General features: G+C 71.3%; 16 protein-coding genes. 3 read left to right on the top strand and 13 right to left on the bottom strand.

The window, feature by feature from the left end; genetic code table 11:
* Positions 1-91: 91 nt before the first annotated feature.
* Positions 92-1,141 carry a hypothetical protein gene (locus ACIPXC_RS25670; RefSeq protein ID WP_401622646.1) on the bottom strand — a complete coding sequence of 350 codons (1,050 nt, stop codon included), beginning with the start codon at positions 1,139-1,141 and terminating at the stop codon, positions 92-94.
* 69 nt (positions 1,142-1,210) lie between these two features.
* Positions 1,211-2,212, bottom strand: a complete 1,002-nt coding sequence (locus tag ACIPXC_RS25665) for a LysR family transcriptional regulator (RefSeq protein WP_401622643.1) — start codon at positions 2,210-2,212, stop codon at positions 1,211-1,213.
* Positions 2,213-2,275: 63 nt separating this feature from the next.
* Between ACIPXC_RS25665 and ACIPXC_RS25660 the strand changes: the two genes are divergently transcribed.
* Both ACIPXC_RS25660 and ACIPXC_RS25655 read left to right on the top strand, forming a co-directional pair.
* Positions 2,276-3,559 carry an MFS transporter gene (locus ACIPXC_RS25660; RefSeq protein WP_401622623.1) on the top strand — a complete coding sequence of 428 codons (1,284 nt, stop codon included), beginning with the start codon at positions 2,276-2,278 and terminating at the stop codon, positions 3,557-3,559.
* 90 nt (positions 3,560-3,649) lie between these two features.
* Positions 3,650-4,366 carry a L,D-transpeptidase family protein gene (locus tag ACIPXC_RS25655; RefSeq protein WP_401622620.1) on the top strand — a complete coding sequence of 239 codons (717 nt, stop codon included), beginning with the start codon at positions 3,650-3,652 and terminating at the stop codon, positions 4,364-4,366.
* A 2-nt stretch (positions 4,367-4,368) separates the two neighbouring features.
* Here ACIPXC_RS25655 and ACIPXC_RS25650 read toward each other — a convergent pair whose 3' ends face one another.
* Positions 4,369-5,760, bottom strand: a complete 1,392-nt coding sequence (locus ACIPXC_RS25650) for an MFS transporter (protein ID WP_401622617.1) — start codon at positions 5,758-5,760, stop codon at positions 4,369-4,371.
* A gap of 189 nt (positions 5,761-5,949) precedes the next feature.
* Here ACIPXC_RS25650 and ACIPXC_RS25645 point away from each other — a divergent pair, with 189 nt between their 5' ends.
* Positions 5,950-6,963 (top strand): sigma-70 family RNA polymerase sigma factor, encoded by a 1,014-nt coding sequence (locus ACIPXC_RS25645; RefSeq protein WP_401622614.1) that lies wholly within the window; start codon positions 5,950-5,952, stop codon positions 6,961-6,963.
* Here the strand turns inward: ACIPXC_RS25645 and ACIPXC_RS25640 are convergent.
* The 10 genes from ACIPXC_RS25640 to ACIPXC_RS25595 form a co-directional block, all read right to left on the bottom strand.
* Positions 6,850-7,185, bottom strand: a complete 336-nt coding sequence (locus ACIPXC_RS25640) for an STAS domain-containing protein (protein WP_401622611.1) — start codon at positions 7,183-7,185, stop codon at positions 6,850-6,852. The two genes, ACIPXC_RS25645 and ACIPXC_RS25640, sit on opposite strands and share 114 nt — an antisense overlap.
* A 95-nt stretch (positions 7,186-7,280) precedes the next feature.
* The gene (locus ACIPXC_RS25635) at positions 7,281-7,871 is read right to left on the bottom strand and encodes a Uma2 family endonuclease (protein ID WP_401622608.1); all 591 of its coding nucleotides are present in this window, start codon (positions 7,869-7,871) and stop codon (positions 7,281-7,283) included.
* Positions 7,872-7,967: 96 nt separating this feature from the next.
* Complete coding sequence (locus ACIPXC_RS25630; RefSeq protein WP_401622605.1) at positions 7,968-9,245, bottom strand: thymidine phosphorylase; 1,278 nt, start codon at positions 9,243-9,245, stop codon at positions 7,968-7,970.
* A gap of 104 nt (positions 9,246-9,349) precedes the next feature.
* Positions 9,350-9,748, bottom strand: a complete 399-nt coding sequence (locus ACIPXC_RS25625) for a cytidine deaminase (protein WP_401622602.1) — start codon at positions 9,746-9,748, stop codon at positions 9,350-9,352.
* Positions 9,745-11,007, bottom strand: a complete 1,263-nt coding sequence (locus ACIPXC_RS25620; RefSeq protein WP_401622599.1) for an ABC transporter permease — start codon at positions 11,005-11,007, stop codon at positions 9,745-9,747. Before ACIPXC_RS25620 ends, ACIPXC_RS25625 begins: the two co-directional genes overlap by 4 nt.
* Complete coding sequence (locus ACIPXC_RS25615) at positions 11,004-12,119, bottom strand: ABC transporter permease (protein WP_401622596.1); 1,116 nt, start codon at positions 12,117-12,119, stop codon at positions 11,004-11,006. The genes ACIPXC_RS25620 and ACIPXC_RS25615 overlap by 4 nt, the downstream gene beginning before the upstream one ends.
* Positions 12,116-13,774, bottom strand: a complete 1,659-nt coding sequence (locus ACIPXC_RS25610; protein WP_401622640.1) for an ABC transporter ATP-binding protein — start codon at positions 13,772-13,774, stop codon at positions 12,116-12,118. The genes ACIPXC_RS25615 and ACIPXC_RS25610 overlap by 4 nt, the downstream gene beginning before the upstream one ends.
* A 232-nt stretch (positions 13,775-14,006) precedes the next feature.
* On the bottom strand, positions 14,007-15,071 hold the full coding sequence (locus ACIPXC_RS25605; protein WP_401622592.1) for a BMP family protein: 1,065 nt from the start codon (positions 15,069-15,071) through the stop codon (positions 14,007-14,009).
* Positions 15,072-15,300: 229 nt separating this feature from the next.
* The gene (locus ACIPXC_RS25600; protein ID WP_401622638.1) at positions 15,301-16,545 is read right to left on the bottom strand and encodes an amidohydrolase; all 1,245 of its coding nucleotides are present in this window, start codon (positions 16,543-16,545) and stop codon (positions 15,301-15,303) included.
* Between the two features lie 137 nt (positions 16,546-16,682).
* Positions 16,683-17,858, bottom strand: a complete 1,176-nt coding sequence (locus tag ACIPXC_RS25595; protein WP_401622589.1) for a hypothetical protein — start codon at positions 17,856-17,858, stop codon at positions 16,683-16,685.
* Between the last annotated feature and the right edge of the window lie 102 nt (positions 17,859-17,960).

Here is a 17,960-nt window from a genome sequence, read left to right as displayed (position 1 = left end):
GTCCCCATACTGGGCGTATTCGGGCGTTCCGACAACGCAGCGAGGTGCCGTAGCTGGCGTCGTGCGCCCGCCGGGGATTGCGGGACAGCCCTTAGTACGGCCCGGGTCCGCTGCACCGGTCGTAGTAGGCGCGCAGCTCCGGGCGGCGGATGTCGGGGAGGTGGGCCAGCGTGTCACTGAAGGCCCGGTCGTGGGGGTAGAACCAGCGCCAGCGGTGCGGCGGCACGACGTAGTCGTCGCGCAGGACGCCTTCCGGGAGGGTGCCGGTCGCGGGCCGCGGCGAGGTCTCCGCCGGGAGTACCAGGTGGGCCCAGACCCCGATGTCCAGCGGCACCACGGGCGCGGTGCCGTGCGGGGGCCGCCACGGCTCGCCCGTGACCGGGTGGCGGGGCACGAGGAGGACCTCGCCGTCGCCGGACGGGGGCACGGGCCTGCCCGGCCCGGCGAGGCGGGCGGTGAAGGCCGGGGGACCTGCGGGCAGGTAGCCGGCGACGGTGTCACCGACCAGGTCGGCGAGGGGACCGGGCAGCTCCACGGGGCGGCCCGCACAGGCCGCCACCAGGTGCGCGAGGGCCACCGGGACGGCGGCCTCCCAGCGGCGGCTGCGGGAGCCGTCGAGTTCGACGGGCGCCACTGCGCAGGTCCGCAGGTCCAGCTCGTCCCAGTCGGGGACCGGGACGGCGGGCAGGCCCGAGGGCACGCACCGGACCCGGTCGGGCTCCAGCCACACCGCCTGCCACAGCCCGCAGTCGTCCATGCGCGTCGCGACCGGGCGTCCGCAGCCCTCGCACGCCAGGTTGGGCCCGTCACGGCCGTCGATGCCCATGCAGTAGCCCTCGCACTTCTCGGGGATCAGGGCCGTGCCCCGGGAGTCGCCGGGTGCGATGACGATCCTGTCCCGCTTCCCGAAGGACACGGAGTATTGCGGCAGGTACACCCCCTGTTCGGCCGCCAGCTCCTCCCCCACGTCGTCCCACAGCCGCCAGGGCGGTCCGGTGGGCCGGGGGTCGAGGGCGTACGTCGCCGGCTCCATCAGCGGGGGATGCAGTTCCTCCCAGGCTCCGTAGTGGGTGTGGACGGGGAGGGCGACCCGGGAGACCGGGGCCGTCAGCTCCGTACCGCACCCGGCGCACACGAACACGTCCAAACAGCTTCCCCCTCGGACCCCGACGACCCTGTTGATTGTGCTGGCGGGAGCCGGGGACGGCCATCAGTTTTCGGGGCGCTGGCCCTCCTGCGCCGCGGGCGGTTCCAGTTCCGGGATGAGGCGGCCGCGGCGGGAGAGGAGGAAGCGCTTGAACTCGGCGACCGGCGGGGTGTCGGGGTGGCCGTCGAGCCAGGCCACGCCGATCTCCCGGACGGCGCGCGGGGCGGTGACGTTCAGCTCGACCACTCCGGGGCGGGGCACGGCCGGCGGCGGCAGCAGGGCCACGCCGAGGCCGGCGGCGACCAGGCCGCGCAGGGTCTCGGCCTCCTCGCCCTCGAAGGCGACGCGGGGGGTGAAGCCGGCTTCCGCGCACAGGTCGTCGGTGATGCGGCGCAGGCCGTAGCCGGCCTCCAGGGTGACGAAGGTTTCCTCCGCGGCCTCGGCGAGGCGGATGCGCTTGCGGCCCGCGAGGCGGTGGTCGTCGGGGACGACCAGGCGCAGCCTTTGTTCGTCGAGGCGGCGGGCGACGAGGTCGGGGGCGTCCGGCAGTGGCGAGGTGAGGCAGAGGTCGAGCTCGCCGGCGCGCAGCTTCTCCAGCATGGCCTCGCCGTAGTTCTGGACCAGGGAGAAGCGCACCCGCGGGTGGTCGGCGCGGAAGGCGCGGATGAGGCCGGGTACGGTCTCGGGGCCGAGGGTGTGCAGGAAGCCGAAGGCGACCTTGCCGTAGGCCGGGTCGGCGTCCTGCTGGACGGACTCGGCCGCGTGGGCGATGCCGTCCAGGGCCTGTTCGGCGGAGGCCAGGAAGGTGCGGCCCGCCGTGGTGAGGGCGACGGTGCGGCCTTTGCGTGCGAACAGGGATACGCCCAGGTCCTGTTCGAGCCGGACGATGGCCCGGGACAGGGTGGACTGCGGTACGCCCAGTTCCTGGGCGGCGCGGGTGACGTGCTCGTGCCGGGCGACGGCGACGAAATACGCCAGCCGGGGCGCCAGCGAAGTTGTCACCGTCATGTCTTCTGCGTAACGGTTCGTCGACATCCACGATCCTGACCTGGACTGATGCTGCAGTGGATCGATTATCGCGATTCTGTGCATTGGACGCATGAAAAGCACGGGCCTACCGTCGAAGGCATGCCTCCCGTTCATACCGGGGCACCTGTCATCCCGGGTGCCTCCACCGCGTCGTCCCCCGCACCGGAACCCCACTCCCCCGGCCGCTCCGGCTACCGCCGGATGAGCCTCGCGCTCTTCGCCGCCGGACTGGCGACCTTCGCCCTCCTCTACTCCACCCAGGCGCTGCTGCCCGCGATCTCCGACGACCTCGCAGTGACGGCGGGTCAGGCCAGCTGGACGGTGTCCGCGGCCACCGGCGCCCTCGCGCTGTTCGTACTCCCGCTCAGCGCGCTCTCCGAGCGGTTCGGCCGCACCCGGATGATGACCTGGTCGATGACGGTCGCCGTCGGCGTGGCGCTCCTCGTGCCCTTCGCGCCGAACCTGGAGTGGCTGGTGGTGCTGCGTGCCGTGCAGGGTGCGGCGATCGCCGGCATTCCCGCCTCCGCGATGGCGTACCTGGCGGAGGAGGTGCGGCCGCGGGCGCTGGTGGGCGCGATCGGCCTGTTCGTGGCGGGCAACTCCATCGGCGGCATGAGCGGCCGCCTGGTCACCGGCTGGGCGGCCCAGCTGGGAGGCTGGCGGGCGGGTCTGGCGGCCGTCGCCGTGATGGCGCTGGTCTGCGCGGTGGTCTTCCTGGTGTTGCTGCCGCGGGCACGGTTCTTCCGCCCGGCGTCGCTGAACCCGCGCGCGGTGGGCCGCACCGTGGCCGGTCATCTGCGCGACCCGCTGCTGCTGCGGCTGTACGGGATCGGCGCGCTGTTCATGACGGTCTTCGGCGCGGTCTACACGGTGATCGGCTACCGGCTGGTGGACGAGCCGTTCTCGCTCGGCCAGGGCGTGATCGGGTCGATCTTCCTGATCTACCTGGTCGGCACGGTCTCCTCGGCGGCGGCGGGCAGGCTGGTGGCCCGGACGGGGCGGCGCGGCGCGCTGTACCTGGCCGTGACCACCACGGCGCTGGGGCTGCTGCTGTCGCTGTCGGACTCCCTGGTGACGGTCGTGCTGGGGCTGGTCCTGATCACGGCGGGCTTCTTCGCCGGGCACGCGGTGGCCTCGGCCGCGGTGAGCCGGACGGCGAAGACGGGCCGTGCGCAGGCCTCCGCGCTCTACCAGTCGGCGTACTACCTCGGTTCCAGCGCGGGCGGCACCCTCGGCGCCCTCGCCTACCACGGGGCCGGCTGGGCGGCCACGGTCGGCATCGCGCTCCTCGCGGTGCTCGGCGTCGTGTCGATCACCCTGTACGGGACGCACGCGGCCCGCGCGCAGCGGCGCATACCGGCTTGCGCAGCGGGCGCGCGCTGACGCGGACTTCGCTTCCACCGGAGGCAACCCCTGCTCGTTTTCCGGGCATTCAACACGGAGAACGAAGTGCGGTGAGCAGGGGAGGTCCGGATGGGTACGCGGAAGACGCGCGAGCGGTCGGCGCGGCGGCGCGCGGTGGTGTGGGGCGCGGCGGCGGCGCTGGCGCTGCCGTTGGTGGTGGTCGCGGGAGGCGGTACGGCAGAGGCCGCCTCCTGCAACCGGTCCGCCGGGCCGTACCAGCGGCAGGTGGAGAAGTTCCTGGGACGGCCCGTGGACGGAAGGCAGTCGGCGGCCGACTGCACGGCCGTCCGGGCGTTCCAGAGAAGCCACGGGATCAGCCCGGCCCAGGGCTACGCCGGGCCGCTGACCTGGCAGGTGATGAGTACGATGCTCGCCCAGCGGGCCGCGGGCGCCACCCCGAACAGGGCGGGGCACTGCCCGGTGAACCGGGGGCGGATCGCCTGCGTTGACCTGACGCGACAGCTCAGCTGGATCCAGGACGGTTCCGTACTGAAGTACGGCCCCGTCCCCGTCCGCACGGGCAAGGACGGCACGGAGACGCGGACCGGCGCGCGGAGGATCTACCTCCGCAGCATCGACCACTGGTCGACGCTCTACAACGTGTCGATGCCGTACGCCCAGTTCTTCGACCGCGGTATCGCCTTCCACTCGACCACCAAGAGCATGTGGAACCCGCCCGGTTCGGGTGGCTGCGTGAACATGCGGCCCGCCGACGCGAAGGCGTACTGGAAGCTGCTCGGGAAGGGCGAGGACGTCTACGTGTACGGCCGCAAGCCCGGTACGTAGCCTCAGGCGGCCGCGGACGCGGGCGCGGCGGAACGGACGGCCGGTTCCTCCAACCGGCGCAGGCTGAAGCGCCGTTGGACCAGCGACAGGCCCGTCACCGCCGCGCCGAGGGCCAGCCAGCCGGCCGGGCCCGCGGCCATGACCACGCCCGTCAGCAGCAGCGGTCCGGCGGTCTTCTGGACGGACTGGGCCATGCCGGCGACTCCGAGGTACGAGGCGCGCGCCTCCCGGGGCGCGAGGGAGACCGCGAGCTCCCAGGAGCTCACCGAGCGCATCAGCTCCGCCGCGGTGGCCAGCACCGCCGCGGCGAGCAGGGCGCCGGACGCCGCCCAGACCCCGCCGCCGGCCGCGGCCGCGAGCAGGCCGCAGCACAGGAGCATGGTCACCCCGTAGAGGGCGACCGCTCCCGTCGCCCCGCGGGCGTCGCGGACCTTCGCCGAAACGCGGAGCTGGAGGACGACGACGAGCACGGTGTTGATGACCAGGAAGGCCGGGATCAGCTCGTGCGGCGCGGTGGTGCGGCTCACCAGCCAGAGCGGGATGCCGATGCCCAGGATCGAGTCGTCGAGGTGCATCGGGATGTCCAGCAGGACGAACCGGAGGTAGCCGCGGTCCCGCCAGGGACTCCGTCGTGCGGCCGGGGCCGGGTCCGGACCTGCGGCCGGGGCCTGGACTGCGGCCGGGGCCGGGCCTGCGGGCTCCGGGGCGGCGGCGGCCCCGGCGGCGGGTACGGGCGACGGTGCGGCCACGAGCCCGCGGCCGCGCGGCTCCCGGGTGCACCACACCAGGGCGGCGGCCACGAGGAACGACAGCGCGTTGGCCAGGATGAGCACGTGGTGGGCGCCGCGGGTGCCGACGGCGAGGCCGATGGCGGCCAGGCCCGCGCCGAGCGCGTAGCCGGCGTTCGCCGAACTGCGCGACAGCGCCTGGTAGGTGGCGCGCCGCTCGCCCGCGACCCGGGTGGCGAACAGCATCTCCAGGGTCTTCGCCGCCCGGTCCCCCAGGTGGGTCACGGCCACGACGCACAGCAGGAGCGTGAAGTCGGTGACGACGAGCAGCAGGCAGAGGGTGACCAGGCGCAGCAGGTGGGCGCCGATGAGCAGGGAGCGCACCGGGAAGCGGTCGGCGAGGTGGCCTGCCAGGGGCGAGCCGGCGATGCCCGCCACCCCGGACGCGCCGAGCAGCAGCCCCACCTGTCCGACGTCGAGGCCGATGACGAAGGTGAAGTAGAGGACGCAGGCCGCGGCCCAGACGCCGGTGCCGGCGCGGTCCAGCAGCTGGGCGAGGAGCATGATCCGCGCGTCGCGGCCGCCGGGCGGCCTGCGCAACTGGGCCACCAGGCCGGGTTCCCGCTCCCCCCGCCGTGCCTTCCGGATCTCCCCGCCGCGCCGCATCCCGGGCCCTCCCCGTCCGCCGTCCATGTATCTCGACGTCGAGATACCCGAGGAAGCCTGCCCGACAATAATCTTGACGTCAAGATACTTGACGTCGATAGACCTGGGCGCTCCGCGCTTCCGGCTGCCGTTGTCAGTGCCTTCGGGTAGGTTCCGAAGGAGCCACGTACGTCAGGGGGACGGACCGCCATGAGTGACCTCGCCACCACCACCAGCAGCGATCTCGACGCGGCGATGGACCGCTACCGGGTCGAGCTCACGGGCTACTGCTACCGGATGCTCGGTTCCGCCTTCGACGCCGAGGACGCCGTGCAGGACACCTACATCCGCGCCTGGCGCAGCCACGAGAAGTTCGAGGGCCGCTCCTCGCTGCGGTCGTGGCTCTACCGGATCGCCACCAACGTCTGCCTGGACCTGCTGAACGCCGGGAACAAGCGGGCCCGTCCCATGGACCTGACCGCCCCGCAGCACCAGTCCTCCGCCGTGCTCAACCAGCGGCCCGAGGTGACCTGGCTGGAGCCCGTCCCGGACGGCCGGGTACTGCCGCAGACCGCGGACCCGGCGGAGATGGCGCTCGCGAAGGAATCCGTACGGCTCGCCTTCGTCGCGGCGCTCCAGCACCTGCCGGCCAAGCAGCGCGCGGTGCTCATCCTGCGCGAAGTACTGGCCTGGAAGGCGGACGAGGTCGCGCAGTTGCTGGACACCACGGTGGCATCGGTGAACAGCGCGCTCCAGCGGGCGCGGGCCACGCTCGCCGGACAGCGGGTGCGCGCGAGCGAGTCGGCCGACCCGCTGGACGCCGAGCAGGCGGAGCTGCTGGAGCAGTACCTCGCCGCCTTCGAGTCGTACGACATCTCGCGCCTGACGGCGCTCCTGCACGAGGACGCCGTCCTGTCCATGCCGCCGTACGACCTGTGGCTGCAGGGCAAGGCGGACATCGCGGCCTGGCACCTGGGCCAGGGCATCGGCTGCAAGGGCTCCCGCCTGATCCCGACGACCGCGAACGGCATGCCGGCCTTCGGTCAGTACCGGCCGCGCGAGGACGGCCTTCCCGGGCACACCCCGTGGGCGCTGCAGGTGCTGGAGGTCTCAGACGGCCGGATCGTCGGCCTCAACGCCTTCCTCGACACGGCCCGCTGGTTCCCGCTGTTCGGCCTCCCCGAGCAGCTCGACGAGTCCTACGAGGTCCAGCAGGGCGCGTAGGGCGGGCGCGGCACCGGTCACCCGCAGCGGCCGGCCCCGCGCGGTCAGCCGCAGCCGGGCCAGCACCTCCACGGCGCCCAGGCCCGGCGCGGTGACGGCCCGCGCATCGCACTCCACCGCGCGGGCCCCGCCCTCGTAGAGGCGGGCGAGGCGCGCACACAGCGTCGCGGCGTCAGGGGCGGTCGGGGCGGGTCCGGGCAGCACGAGTCGGGTGATCTCCACGAGGGGATGACTCCTCCGCCCACCGGATTTCATCGGTACGACCGGACACTGGCCTGACGCCCCCGCCCGGTCGAGGCCCTGCCTCGGCTCGGAGGTCAGGGACGGGGGAAGCCGGAGGTGTCGATCGCCACGCCGAAGGGCTCCGGCAGCTTGACGGTCTCGCCGAACTTGCCCGACCAGAGCAGGCGGTACGTGCCGTTCGCGGGCTCGCCGTACAAGTGGATCGCGGGCTCTCCCGTCGCGTGCGGGTCGATGAGCAGATACAGCGGGATACCCGCGGCGGCGTAACCGTTGAGCTTGGCGACGCGGTCGTTGACCGCGTTCGACTTCGAGGTGATCTCGACGACGAGTTCGGCTGCGGCCCCCGGGACGTAGTTGGCGTCCTCCAGGACCACCTCGTCGGGTGCCACCACCAGGTCCGGAATGAACAGACCGCTACGGGACGGGACTGCCACGTTGAGGGTTTGGTAGATCTCGCAGTCCGGCGGCAGCACGGGCGTCAGTGCCCGCTGCACCTTGACGGCGATGTAGTTGTGATGGTTGACGGGCGGTGGTGCCACGGTGATGATCCCCTCGATGATCTCCACCCTGCAGCCCTCGGGCCAGTCCGACTCCTCCCAGAGGCGGACGAGGCGCTCCCAGCTGTCGCCGCCCTGCGGCTCCTGCTGGACGGTGAGTGCGCTCATGGTGTGCTCCTCAATCGGTTCGTCACCGATCCCAGCATGCCGAACGGGACCGGTGGGGGTCCACCGGTCCCGTTCACCCGAAAGGGAAGCCGCAGGTCAGGCGATGCGGTCCAGAACGATCGGCGTGGCGGAGAAGGCCGTGCCCGCCGCGGCGATGTCGAAGGAGCCGTCCAGCGCCGCCAGGGCGTAGTCGAACTTCTCCGGAGTGTCGGTGTGCAGCGTCATCAGCGGCTGGCCGGCCGTGACGGTGTCGCCCGGCTTCGCGTGCAGCTCGATGCCGGCGCCCGCCTGCACCGGGTCCTCCTTGCGGGCGCGGCCCGCACCGAGGCGCCACGCGCCGACGCCGACACCGTACGCGTCCAGTCGGGTCAGCACACCCGACTCCGGGGCGGTGACGACGTGCTGCTCGCGGGCGACCGGGAGGGTCGCGTCCGGGTCGCCGCTCTGGGCCGCGATCATCCGGCGCCAGTGGTCCATCGCGGAGCCGTCGGCCAGGGCCTTCGCCGGGTCGGCGTCCTTGATGCCCGCCGCGTCCAGCATCTCCTTGGCCAGCGCGATGGTCAGCTCGACGACGTCGGCGGGGCCGCCGCCCGCGAGGACCTCGACCGACTCGCGGACTTCGAGGGCGTTTCCGGCGGTCAGGCCGAGCGGGGTGGACATGTCGGTGAGGAGCGCGACCGTCTTGACGCCCGAGTCGGTGCCGAGGCCGACCATGGTGCGGGCGAGCTCGCGCGCGTCCTCGATGTTCTTCATGAAGGCGCCGGTGCCGACCTTCACGTCCAGGACGAGCGAGCCCGTACCCTCGGCGATCTTCTTCGACATGATCGAGGAGGCGATCAGCGGGATGGCCTCGACGGTGCCGGTGACGTCGCGCAGCGCGTACAGCTTCTTGTCGGCCGGGGCCAGCCCGTCGCCGGCCGCGCAGATGACCGCGCCGGTGGTGTCGAGGACGTGCATCATCTCCTCGTTGGAGAGCAGCGCGCGCCAGCCGGGGATGGACTCCAGCTTGTCGAGGGTGCCACCGGTGTGGCCGAGTCCGCGGCCCGACAGCTGCGGCACGGCCGCGCCGCACGCCGCGACGAGCGGGGCCAGCGGAAGGGTGATCTTGTCGCCGACGCCGCCGGTGGAGTGCTTGTCGGCGGTCGGGCGGGAGAGGGCGTCGAAGTTCATGCGCTCGCCGGAGGCGATCATCGCCGCGGTCCAGCGGGCGATCTCGGTCCGGTTCATGCCGTTGAGCAGGATGGCCATGGCCAGGGCGGACATCTGCTCGTCGGCCACGACACCGCGGGTGTAGGCGTCGATGACCCAGTCGATCTGCTCGGGGCTCAGCTCACCGCGGTCCCGCTTGGTCCGGATGACGGAGATGACGTCCATGAGGTGCTTCCTTCTACGCGCATAGAGAGAGGGAGGAGAGGGGATCAGGGAACGGCAAGTGCGACGGCCCTCCGCCCGGCAGGGGCGAAGGGCCGTCGGCACGGCTATCTCAGGTGACCGGGCCCGAAGGCCTGGGGCAGCATCGCCGCCAGCGGCAGCACCCCGTCCGGGGTGTCCACCAGCAGCTCGTCGCCGCCGAACTCGTACAGCAGCTGGCGGCAGCGCCCGCACGGGACGAGGATCTCGCCCTTGCCGTCCACGCACGTGAAGTGCGTGAGGCGGCCGCCGCCCGTGGCCTGGAGGGAGGAGACCAGTCCGCACTCGGCGCACAGGCCCAGCCCGTAGCTGGCGTTCTCGACGTTGCAGCCGGTCACGATGCGGCCGTCGTCGACGAGGGCGGCGACCCCGACCGGGAAGCCCGAGTAGGGGGCGTACGCCCGGGTCATCGCTTCCCGGGCGTGCGTCCGCAGGGCTTCCCAGTCCACCGCGGGTACCTCGGTCACTTGCCCTGACCCTTGCGGTACGGCATGCCGTCCGCCTTGGGCATCCGCAGGCGCTGCGCCGACAGGGCGAGCACGAGCAGCGTGGTCAGGTACGGGGCCGCGTCGACGAACTGGCTCGGCACCGCGTCCGTCACCGCGTACCAGACGAACAGCAGCGCGGCGAAGGCCGCCGAGATGCCGGCCTGGATGTACTTCTTCTTGTAGAGCTGCCAGACGCAGACGATGACCAGCAGGAGCGCGATCAGCAGCAGCATCGCGTGGACGTTCTCGGCGCCACCGCGCAGCTTGAGGCTGTCGATGAAGCCGAACAGGCCCGCGCCCAGCGCCATGCCGCCCGGCATCCAGTTACCGAAGATCATCGCGGCGAGACCGATGTAACCGCGGCCGCCGGTCTGGCCCTCCTGGTAGATGGGGCTGGCGACCTCGGACAGGTACACGCCGCCGAGGCCCGCGAGGGCGCCGGAGACGATCACGGCGATGTACTTGTACTTGTAGACGTTGACGCCGAGGGACTCGGCGGCGATCGGGTTCTCACCGCAGGAGCGCAGGCGCAGACCGAAGGAGGTCCGCCACAGCGCCCACCAGGTGGCGGGGATCAGCAGCAGGGCCACGATGGTCAGCAGCGAGATCTCGGTGATGAGGCCGCCGATCACGCCGGCGAGGTCCGAGACGAAGAACCAGTGCTTGGCCTGGAGGTCGGCCATCCAGTCCGACAGCCCCGGAATGGTGATCTTGGTGATCGGCTCCACCTGCGGGGACTGCTTGGAGGAGCCGCCCGGCGCCTCGGCGAACGTGAAGTTCGACAGGTACTGGGTGAAGCCGAGCGCCAGGATGTTGATGGCCACACCGGAGACGATGTGGTTGACGTTGAACGTGACGGTGATGACCGCGTGCAGCAGGCCGCCGACGGCGCCGCCGGCGATGCCGACCAGCACACCGGTCCAGGGGCCCCACTGGTAGCCGGCCCAGGCGCCGAACCAGGTGCCGAGGATCATCATGCCTTCGAGGCCGATGTTGACGACGCCCGCGCGCTCGGCCCACAGGCCTCCGAGACCGGCGAGACCGATCGGCACGGCGAGGGAGAGGGCGCCGGACACCTGGCCCACGGAGGTCAGGTCGTTGGCCCCGGAGACCAGGCGGACCAGCGAGACCAGCGCGAGGCCGGCCGCGACGATCAGCAGGATCCAGGGCAGGGTGAGCTTCTTGCGGCCGCCCGGCGCGGGTGCCGCCTTCTTCGTGGAAACGGTGCTGGCGCTCACGCCGCGACCTCCTTCTCGGTCTTCATGGCGTGGCCCGCAGCCAGTTCCTCGCCGACCTTCTGCTGCTGACGGCGGATGCCGTAGCGGCGAATCAGCTCGTAGGAGACGACCACCGCGATCACGATCAGGCCCTTCATGATCGTGCCGATCTCCCGGGCGTAGCCCTCCGTGTCGAGACCGGCGGACGCCTTGTCGATGAAGGCCATCAGGAGGGCGGCGAAGAAGATGCCCACGGGGCTGTTGCGGCCGAGCAGGGCGATGGTGATGCCGGTGAAACCGACACCGACGGGGAAGCCCAGGTTGTACGTGTGGGTCTCGCCCAGCAGCACCGGCATGCCGGACAGGCCGGCCACGGCACCGGAGATGAGCATCGCGGTGACGATCATCTTCTTGGAGTCGACACCGGAGGCCGCGGCGGCGGACTCGCTGGCGCCGCTGGCGCGCAGGTCGAAGCCGAAGCGGGTGCGGTTGAGCACGAACCAGTACACGACGCCGAGGGCGAAGGCGATGAAGGTGAAACCGTAGATCTCGCCCGAGTCGCCCATGGACAGGGCCGGGAACCAGCCGGACTGGGCGATCTCACCGGTGGTGAGGTCGTTGGAGCCCTCCACCTGCACACCGAGGTTCTTCGGCAGGATCAGCCAGGCGATGAGGCTGGTGGCGATGGCGTTGAGCATGATCGTCGAAACGACCTCGCTCACCCCGCGCTTGGCCTTGAGGACACCCGCGATACCGGCCCAGAAGGCACCGGTCAGCATCGCGACGAGCACGATCAGCAGGATGTGCAGCGGGCCGGGCAGGGTGATCGCGGTGCCGACCAGCGCGGAGATCATCGCGGCGAGGCGGTACTGGCCGTCGACGCCGATGTTGAAGAGGTTCATCCGGAAGCCGATGGCGACGGCCAGGGCTGCCAGGTAGTACGTGCCGGCCTGGTTGACGATGAGGATCTGGACGTCCTCGTAGCCGCCGTTCTCGACCATGATGCGCAGCGGCTCGATCGGGTTGATACCCGTCGCCGCCAGCACGATCATGGTCAGTACGAAGGCGCTGACCAGCGCGAGCAGGGGCCCGGCGATGGCGAGCAGCAGCCGGTCCTTGTCGAATTTCTTCATCGGGCCTCGTCCTCCGTCGTGTCACCGTCGGCAGCGGCGGAGTGGTTGTCGGTAGCTTCCAGGTGCCCCGAGGCGGCGCCCGTCATGGCGGTGCCGAGCTCCTCGGGAGTGACGGTCGCCGGGTCGGCGTCCGCGACCAGGCGGCCGCGGTAGATCACGCGCAGGGTGTCGGACAGGCCGATGAGCTCGTCCAGGTCGGCGGAGATCAGCAGTACGGCCAGGCCCTCGCGACGGGCCTCGCGGATCGCGTCCCAGATCTGCGCCTGCGCGCCGACGTCCACACCGCGGGTGGGGTGGGCGGCGATGAGGAACTTCGGGTTGTGGCTCATCTCGCGGCCGACGATCAGCTTCTGCTGGTTGCCGCCGGAGAGCGAGGCCGCGGTGACGTCGATGCCGGGGGTGCGCACGTCGTACTCACGCACGATCCGCTCGGTGTCCTTGCGGGCCGCCTTCGGGTCGAGGATGCCCTTCCTGGAGTTGGGCGCCTCGGTGACGTGGCCGAGGATGCGGTTCTCCCAGAGCGGGGACTCCAGCAGCAGACCGTGGCGGTGACGGTCCTCGGGGATGTAGCCGATGCCGCCCTCGCGGCGCTTGCGCACCGACATCCTGGTGATGTCCGCGCCGTCCAGGGTGATGACGCCCGTGTCGGGGGCCATCATGCCCATGAGGGCCTCGATCAGCTCCGTCTGGCCGTTGCCCTCGACACCGGCGATACCGAGGATCTCGCCCTTGTGGATGGTGAGGTTGACGTCGTCCAGGAGGAGACGGCCGGGCTCGGCCTTCTCATGGGTCGCGGAGTCCTGGGCGCCCGCCGGAACCAGGACCTCCGGCTCGGCGACGACGGCGTCGGAGGCGGCCACGGTCAGGCCCGTCACCTGCAGCATCGGGGTCGTGGTCACCGTGGACTCGCGGGTCTCGGGCGACGGCAGCTCCGCACCGACCATCAGCTCGGCGAGTTGCTTGGGGGTGGCGGTCTTCGGGTCGGCGGTGCCGACCGTGGTGCCGCGCCGGATGACGGTGATGTCGTCGGCGACCTTCAGCACCTCGCCCAGCTTGTGCGAGATGAAGATGACGGTCAGGCCCTCGGACTTGAGCTCGCGCAGGTTGTCGAAGAGCGCGTCCACCTCCTGCGGCACGAGCACGGCGGTCGGCTCGTCGAGGATGAGGATCTTCGCGCCGCGGTAGAGGACCTTGAGGATCTCCACACGCTGACGGTCGGCGACGCCGAGGTCCTCGACGAGGGCGTCGGGGCGCACGCCGAGGCCGTACGCGTCCGAGATCTCCATGATCTTCTTGCGGGCCTTGGCGCCGATGCCGTAGAGCTTCTCGCCGCCGAGAACGACGTTCTCCAGGACGGTGAGGTTGTCGGCGAGCATGAAGTGCTGGTGCACCATGCCGATGCCGCGGGCGATGGCATCGCCGGGCGTGTGGAAGGCGACCTGCTCCCCGTCGATGGCGATGGTGCCCTCGTCCGGCTTCTGCATGCCGTAGAGGATCTTCATCAGGGTCGACTTGCCGGCGCCGTTCTCACCGATCAGGGCATGGACCGTGCCCTTGCGGACGGTGATCGCGATGTCCTTGTTGGCGACGACGCCGGGGAAGCGCTTGGTGATGCCGTGCAGTTCTACGGCGGGGGGCGGGCTGGACGCGTTGATGACGCACTCTCCTTGGCGCGAAAGGAGCGGAAGGCAGGGAGGACAGGGCGGGGAGTGAAAGTATCGCGTCCACGATGCTTCTACGCGCGTAGCACTGTCGGAAGTGAAAACTCGCGGCCACAAAGGCTGCTTGGTCACAGACTAGTGATCACAGAATGAGGCTCGGGGCCCGGGAGCGACATCGATCGCTTCCCGGGCCCCGGAGACCCAGGACTACAGGTCGGAGACTGCCTTACGGGGCGGTCTTGACGGTGATCTTGTTGGCGATGATGTCGGCCTTGGCCTTCTCCACCGCGGCGATGAGGTCGGTCATCTCCTTGTACTTCGGGTTGGAGTCGGCCAGGCCGACGCCGTCCTTGTCCAGGCCGTAGCGGATCTCACCGGTGGTGGGCTTGCCGTCCTCGACCGACTTGATCAGGTTGAAGACGGAGTCCGAGACGTCCTTGGTGACCGAGGTCAGGATGGAGTCCTTGTACTTCGCCAGACCGGCCTGGTTGTACTGGTCGGAGTCGACACCGATGGCCCACTTGCCCTTGGCGGACGCGGCCTCGATGGCACCCGAACCGGCCAGACCGGCGGCGGCGTAGATCACGTCGGCGCCACCGGCGTCGAGCTGGCCCTGCGCGGCGGCCTTGCCCAGGTCGGGCTTAGCGAAACCGTCGAAGTTCGGCGGCTGGGTCAGGTACGTGGAGAGCACCTTGGCGTTCGGGTTGGTGTCCTTGACGCCCTGGGTGAAGCCCGCCTCGAACTTCTTGATCAGCGGGACCTCGACACCGCCGATGAAGCCGACCGTGCCGGTCTTGGACGCCTTGGCGGCGGCGACGCCGGCCAGGTAGGAGCCCTGCTCCTCGTTGAAGACCATGTTGGCGATGTTCGGGCCGGTCACCGAGGTGTCGTCGATGATGCCGAACGTGGTGTTCGGGAACTTCGGCGCGACCTTCTTGATGGCCGGGGCGTAGGCGAAGCCGACGCCGATGACCGGGTTGTTGCCCTTGCGGGCCAGCTCGGTGAGGCGCTGGACCTTGTCGGCCTCGCCCTCGCCGTCGGTGGGCTCCGCCTCGGCGCCCTTGATCTTCAGCTCCGTCTCGGCCTTCTTCAGACCGGCGTAGGCGGCGTCGTTGAACGACTGGTCGCCGCGGCCACCGATGTCGTATGCGATGGCTGCGGACTTCTGGCCGCCCGACTCCGAGGGGGAGGCGGCAGCGTCAGAGGACTTCTTACCGCCACAGGCGGTGGCCGAGAGGGCCAGCGCCGCGGAGGCGATGCCCACGGTGGCGATCCTGGTGATCCGGCGCAAGGGGAGGCTCCTTAAAAACCTGACCGAAGCGCCACGACCGGCGCTGGTTTCGCGGCGATCGTAACGCGCGTAGATGTCAGTTAAAGGCCCGTTCATGAGTCGTTATCGGATCGTCGCGAACCGGACAGTGACCGATCGGTGACTGTCAACGCGTCCGGCCCTTGTGTACCAAGGGCCGGACGCGTCCGCCGGGAGGCTCGCCGATGTTGTAAGGAGCCCGGCCCGATCGCTACCTGGAAGGCGGCGTACGGCGGCCGTCGATCAAGGCGGCGGCGGTGAAGAACTCGACGCCGACGGCGATCGCGTCCTCGTCCACGTCGAAGTCGCCGCGGTGCAGATCGCGCTTGGCGGTGTCGCCCGGCGCGCGCACTCCCAGGCGTGCCATGGCCCCCGGAACGTGCTCCAGGTACCAGGAGAAGTCCTCCCCGCCCAGGCTCTGCTCGGTGTCCTCGACCGACTCGGCCCCGCAGCGGGCCCCCATCGCCTCGCGCAGCAGCTCGGTGATCACCGGGTCGTTGACCACCGGCGGCACGCCGCGCACGTGGTTGATCTCGAACTTGGCCCCGTGCATCGTCGCGATCTCGTCGATCGCCGCGTGGATCATGTCCGGCGCCTCGTGCCAGGCCGCCAGGTCCAGGCAGCGAACGGTTCCGGACAGTTCGGCGTGCATCGGGATCACGTTGCAGGCGTGCCCGGCCTCGATCCGGCCCCAGGTGACGGACATGCCCGAGCGGGCGTCCATCCGGCGGGCGAGCAGGGCGGGGGCGTCGACGGCCACCCGGGCGGCGGCGGTCACCAGGTCGGTGGTCAGGTGTGGCCGCGCCGTGTGCCCGCCGGAGCCGGTGAGGGTGACCTCCAGCCGGTCGCAGGCGGAGGTGATGGGGCCGGGCCGCAGGCCGATCCGGCCTGCGTCGACCCGGGGGTCGCAGTGCACGGCGACGATCCGGCCCACGCCGTCCAGCACCCCGGACGAGATCGCGTCGGTGGCGCCGCCGGGCAGCACCTCCTCGGCGGGCTGGAAGAGCAGCCGCACCGGCCGCGGCAGGAGGCCCTGCCGGTCGAGCTCGGCGAGGACGAGGCCGGCGCCGAGGACGACGGCGGTGTGCACGTCGTGGCCGCAGGCGTGGGCGCGGTCCGGGAAGGTCGAGCGGTACGAGACGTGCGTCTTGGTGTCGGGGATGGGCAGGGCGTCGATGTCCGCGCGCAGGGCCAGCATCGGCCGGCCCCCGTCCCAGGTGCCCACATCACAGATCAGGCCCGTGCCGGACTTCAGGACCCGTGGTCGCAGGCCGGCCTTCTCCAGCCTGGCCTTGATCGCCGCAGTGGTGCGGAATTCCTGGTGTCCGAGCTCCGGGTGCATGTGCAAGTCCCGGCGGAAGGCGATCAGTTCGGTGCGCAGGTGGTCCGGAAGTTTGCCGGGCAGCTCGGGCCGGTCGGACGCGACGGGCTGGAGGGTCTGGGACTCGCGGGACATCAACTGGTTCACCCGTTGAAGGGTAGGCGCACGGATGGGTCAACTGGCTGGGGATCACGAAAAGTTCATGCCGTTAGGGGAAAGAAACCCAGCCTCTGGACGCATGACCGGGTGAGCCCGGGGGTAAACTCGCGCGCTCATCCGGCCCTGGGCGCCGCCTGGGCAGGCAGTCTGTGCACATCACGGGCGGTGCCGGTGACCCCCGCGAGGAAGCTGCGGGCGCGCGGGGAGGCGGTGCCGGTGAGCCAGGCCGGGTCCACATCGCATACGGCGACTCGGACACCTGTACCGGTCAGGGCGTACGGCAGGGTGTGGACGACCGTGGACGGAAAGCTGAGGATCGTCCGGCCGACCGGACCCCGACGGGCGATCAGTTCCAGTGGCAGGTCCGGGCGTACGATCTCCAGCCCGGTCGCCCGGCTCAGCTCGCGCAGCTTCTCCGGGGACTCGCGGCGGTGGGCGAAGTAGCGGGTGGCGCCGTGTTCCACGGCGAGGGAGCGGACCGCGTCCAGGTAGCGGTCCGGGTCCACCACGCCGGTCTCCACGAGCGAGGTGCCGACGAGGTCGGTACCCCTGGTCAGCCGGGGCGGGCCGAAGCGGGCGCGGGTCCAGGCGAACTCGTTGGCCCGCAGCGTCATCCCGCCGTGCGGGGCGACCGGCATCGAGGTGAACAGCTCGACGCGGCGCTCCGCCCCGGCGCCGGCGGCGCGGTCCGGGACGAAGCGGCGCCGCGCGGCGGCCGAGACGGGCGCGTACGCCAGCTCGCGGATGCGGCCGGGCAGCCCTCCGCCGCCGACCCGGTGCCAGCGGACGAGGCGTTCACCGCGGGCGGTCTGCGCGACGAACTCCATCGTGGCGGTGCCGTCGTCGACCACGACGAGCTCCTCGGCGCGCACCAGGGTGAGCAGGAGCTGGACGTAGCGCGAGAAGGGGTCGCCGACGACGACGGTGCGTGCCGCGCGGACGTCGCCCGCCAGGGCGGCGAGCGCCCGCAGCGGCGCGAGGCGGCTGCCGCGCGCCTCCTGCCACTGCACGTCGCACCCCTCGTCCCGGGCCAGCGCCGCCATCCGGCGGAGCTGGCCTCGGGACATGGGGTCGGTGGGCGGCAGGACGACGATCCGTACGGGTGCGAGCGTGTCCGCCGGGCGGGGGCCGGGCTCGGCCGCCCGTCCCACGGCGCGGCGCCCGCGCTGGCTCGGTACGCCGTCCAGCGGTCGGTCGGCGGCGGTGCCGCGCTCGTACGCCCATTCCAGCACGTTGAGGAGTTGGACCGGGCTCTCGACGAACGCCAGGGTGGAGGCGGAGGTGCTCACACGTACTCCTTCGTGTGGGGCGGGACCGGTGCGCGCCGGGGCGTGTCCGCGAGGGACACCCCTAGTGCTGTGGCCGGAAAGGTTTTGCCGTCTCGCGGCGTC

This window comes from Streptomyces sp. NPDC090021 (genome assembly GCF_044748225.1).
Classification (GTDB): Bacteria; Actinomycetota; Actinomycetes; order Streptomycetales; family Streptomycetaceae; genus Streptomyces.
Note: the sequence above shows the minus strand (reverse complement) of the source record. Positions and strands in the feature narration are given on the sequence as shown.

What these genes read in the sequence shown, in the direction of transcription:
- ACIPXC_RS25615 (WP_401622596.1), bottom strand. Translation starts at nt 12,119, where the DNA reads ATGAAGAAATTCGACAAGGACCGGCTGCTGCTCGCCATCGCCGGGCCC.
- ACIPXC_RS25645 (WP_401622614.1), top strand. Translation starts at nt 5,950, where the DNA reads ATGAGTGACCTCGCCACCACCACCAGCAGCGATCTCGACGCGGCGATG.
- ACIPXC_RS25600 (WP_401622638.1), bottom strand. Translation starts at nt 16,545, where the DNA reads ATGTCCCGCGAGTCCCAGACCCTCCAGCCCGTCGCGTCCGACCGGCCC.
- ACIPXC_RS25660 (WP_401622623.1), top strand. Translation starts at nt 2,276, where the DNA reads ATGCCTCCCGTTCATACCGGGGCACCTGTCATCCCGGGTGCCTCCACC.
- ACIPXC_RS25650 (WP_401622617.1), bottom strand. Translation starts at nt 5,760, where the DNA reads ATGCGGCGCGGCGGGGAGATCCGGAAGGCACGGCGGGGGGAGCGGGAA.
- ACIPXC_RS25630 (WP_401622605.1), bottom strand. Translation starts at nt 9,245, where the DNA reads ATGGACGTCATCTCCGTCATCCGGACCAAGCGGGACCGCGGTGAGCTG.
- ACIPXC_RS25655 (WP_401622620.1), top strand. Translation starts at nt 3,650, where the DNA reads ATGGGTACGCGGAAGACGCGCGAGCGGTCGGCGCGGCGGCGCGCGGTG.
- ACIPXC_RS25635 (WP_401622608.1), bottom strand. Translation starts at nt 7,871, where the DNA reads ATGAGCGCACTCACCGTCCAGCAGGAGCCGCAGGGCGGCGACAGCTGG.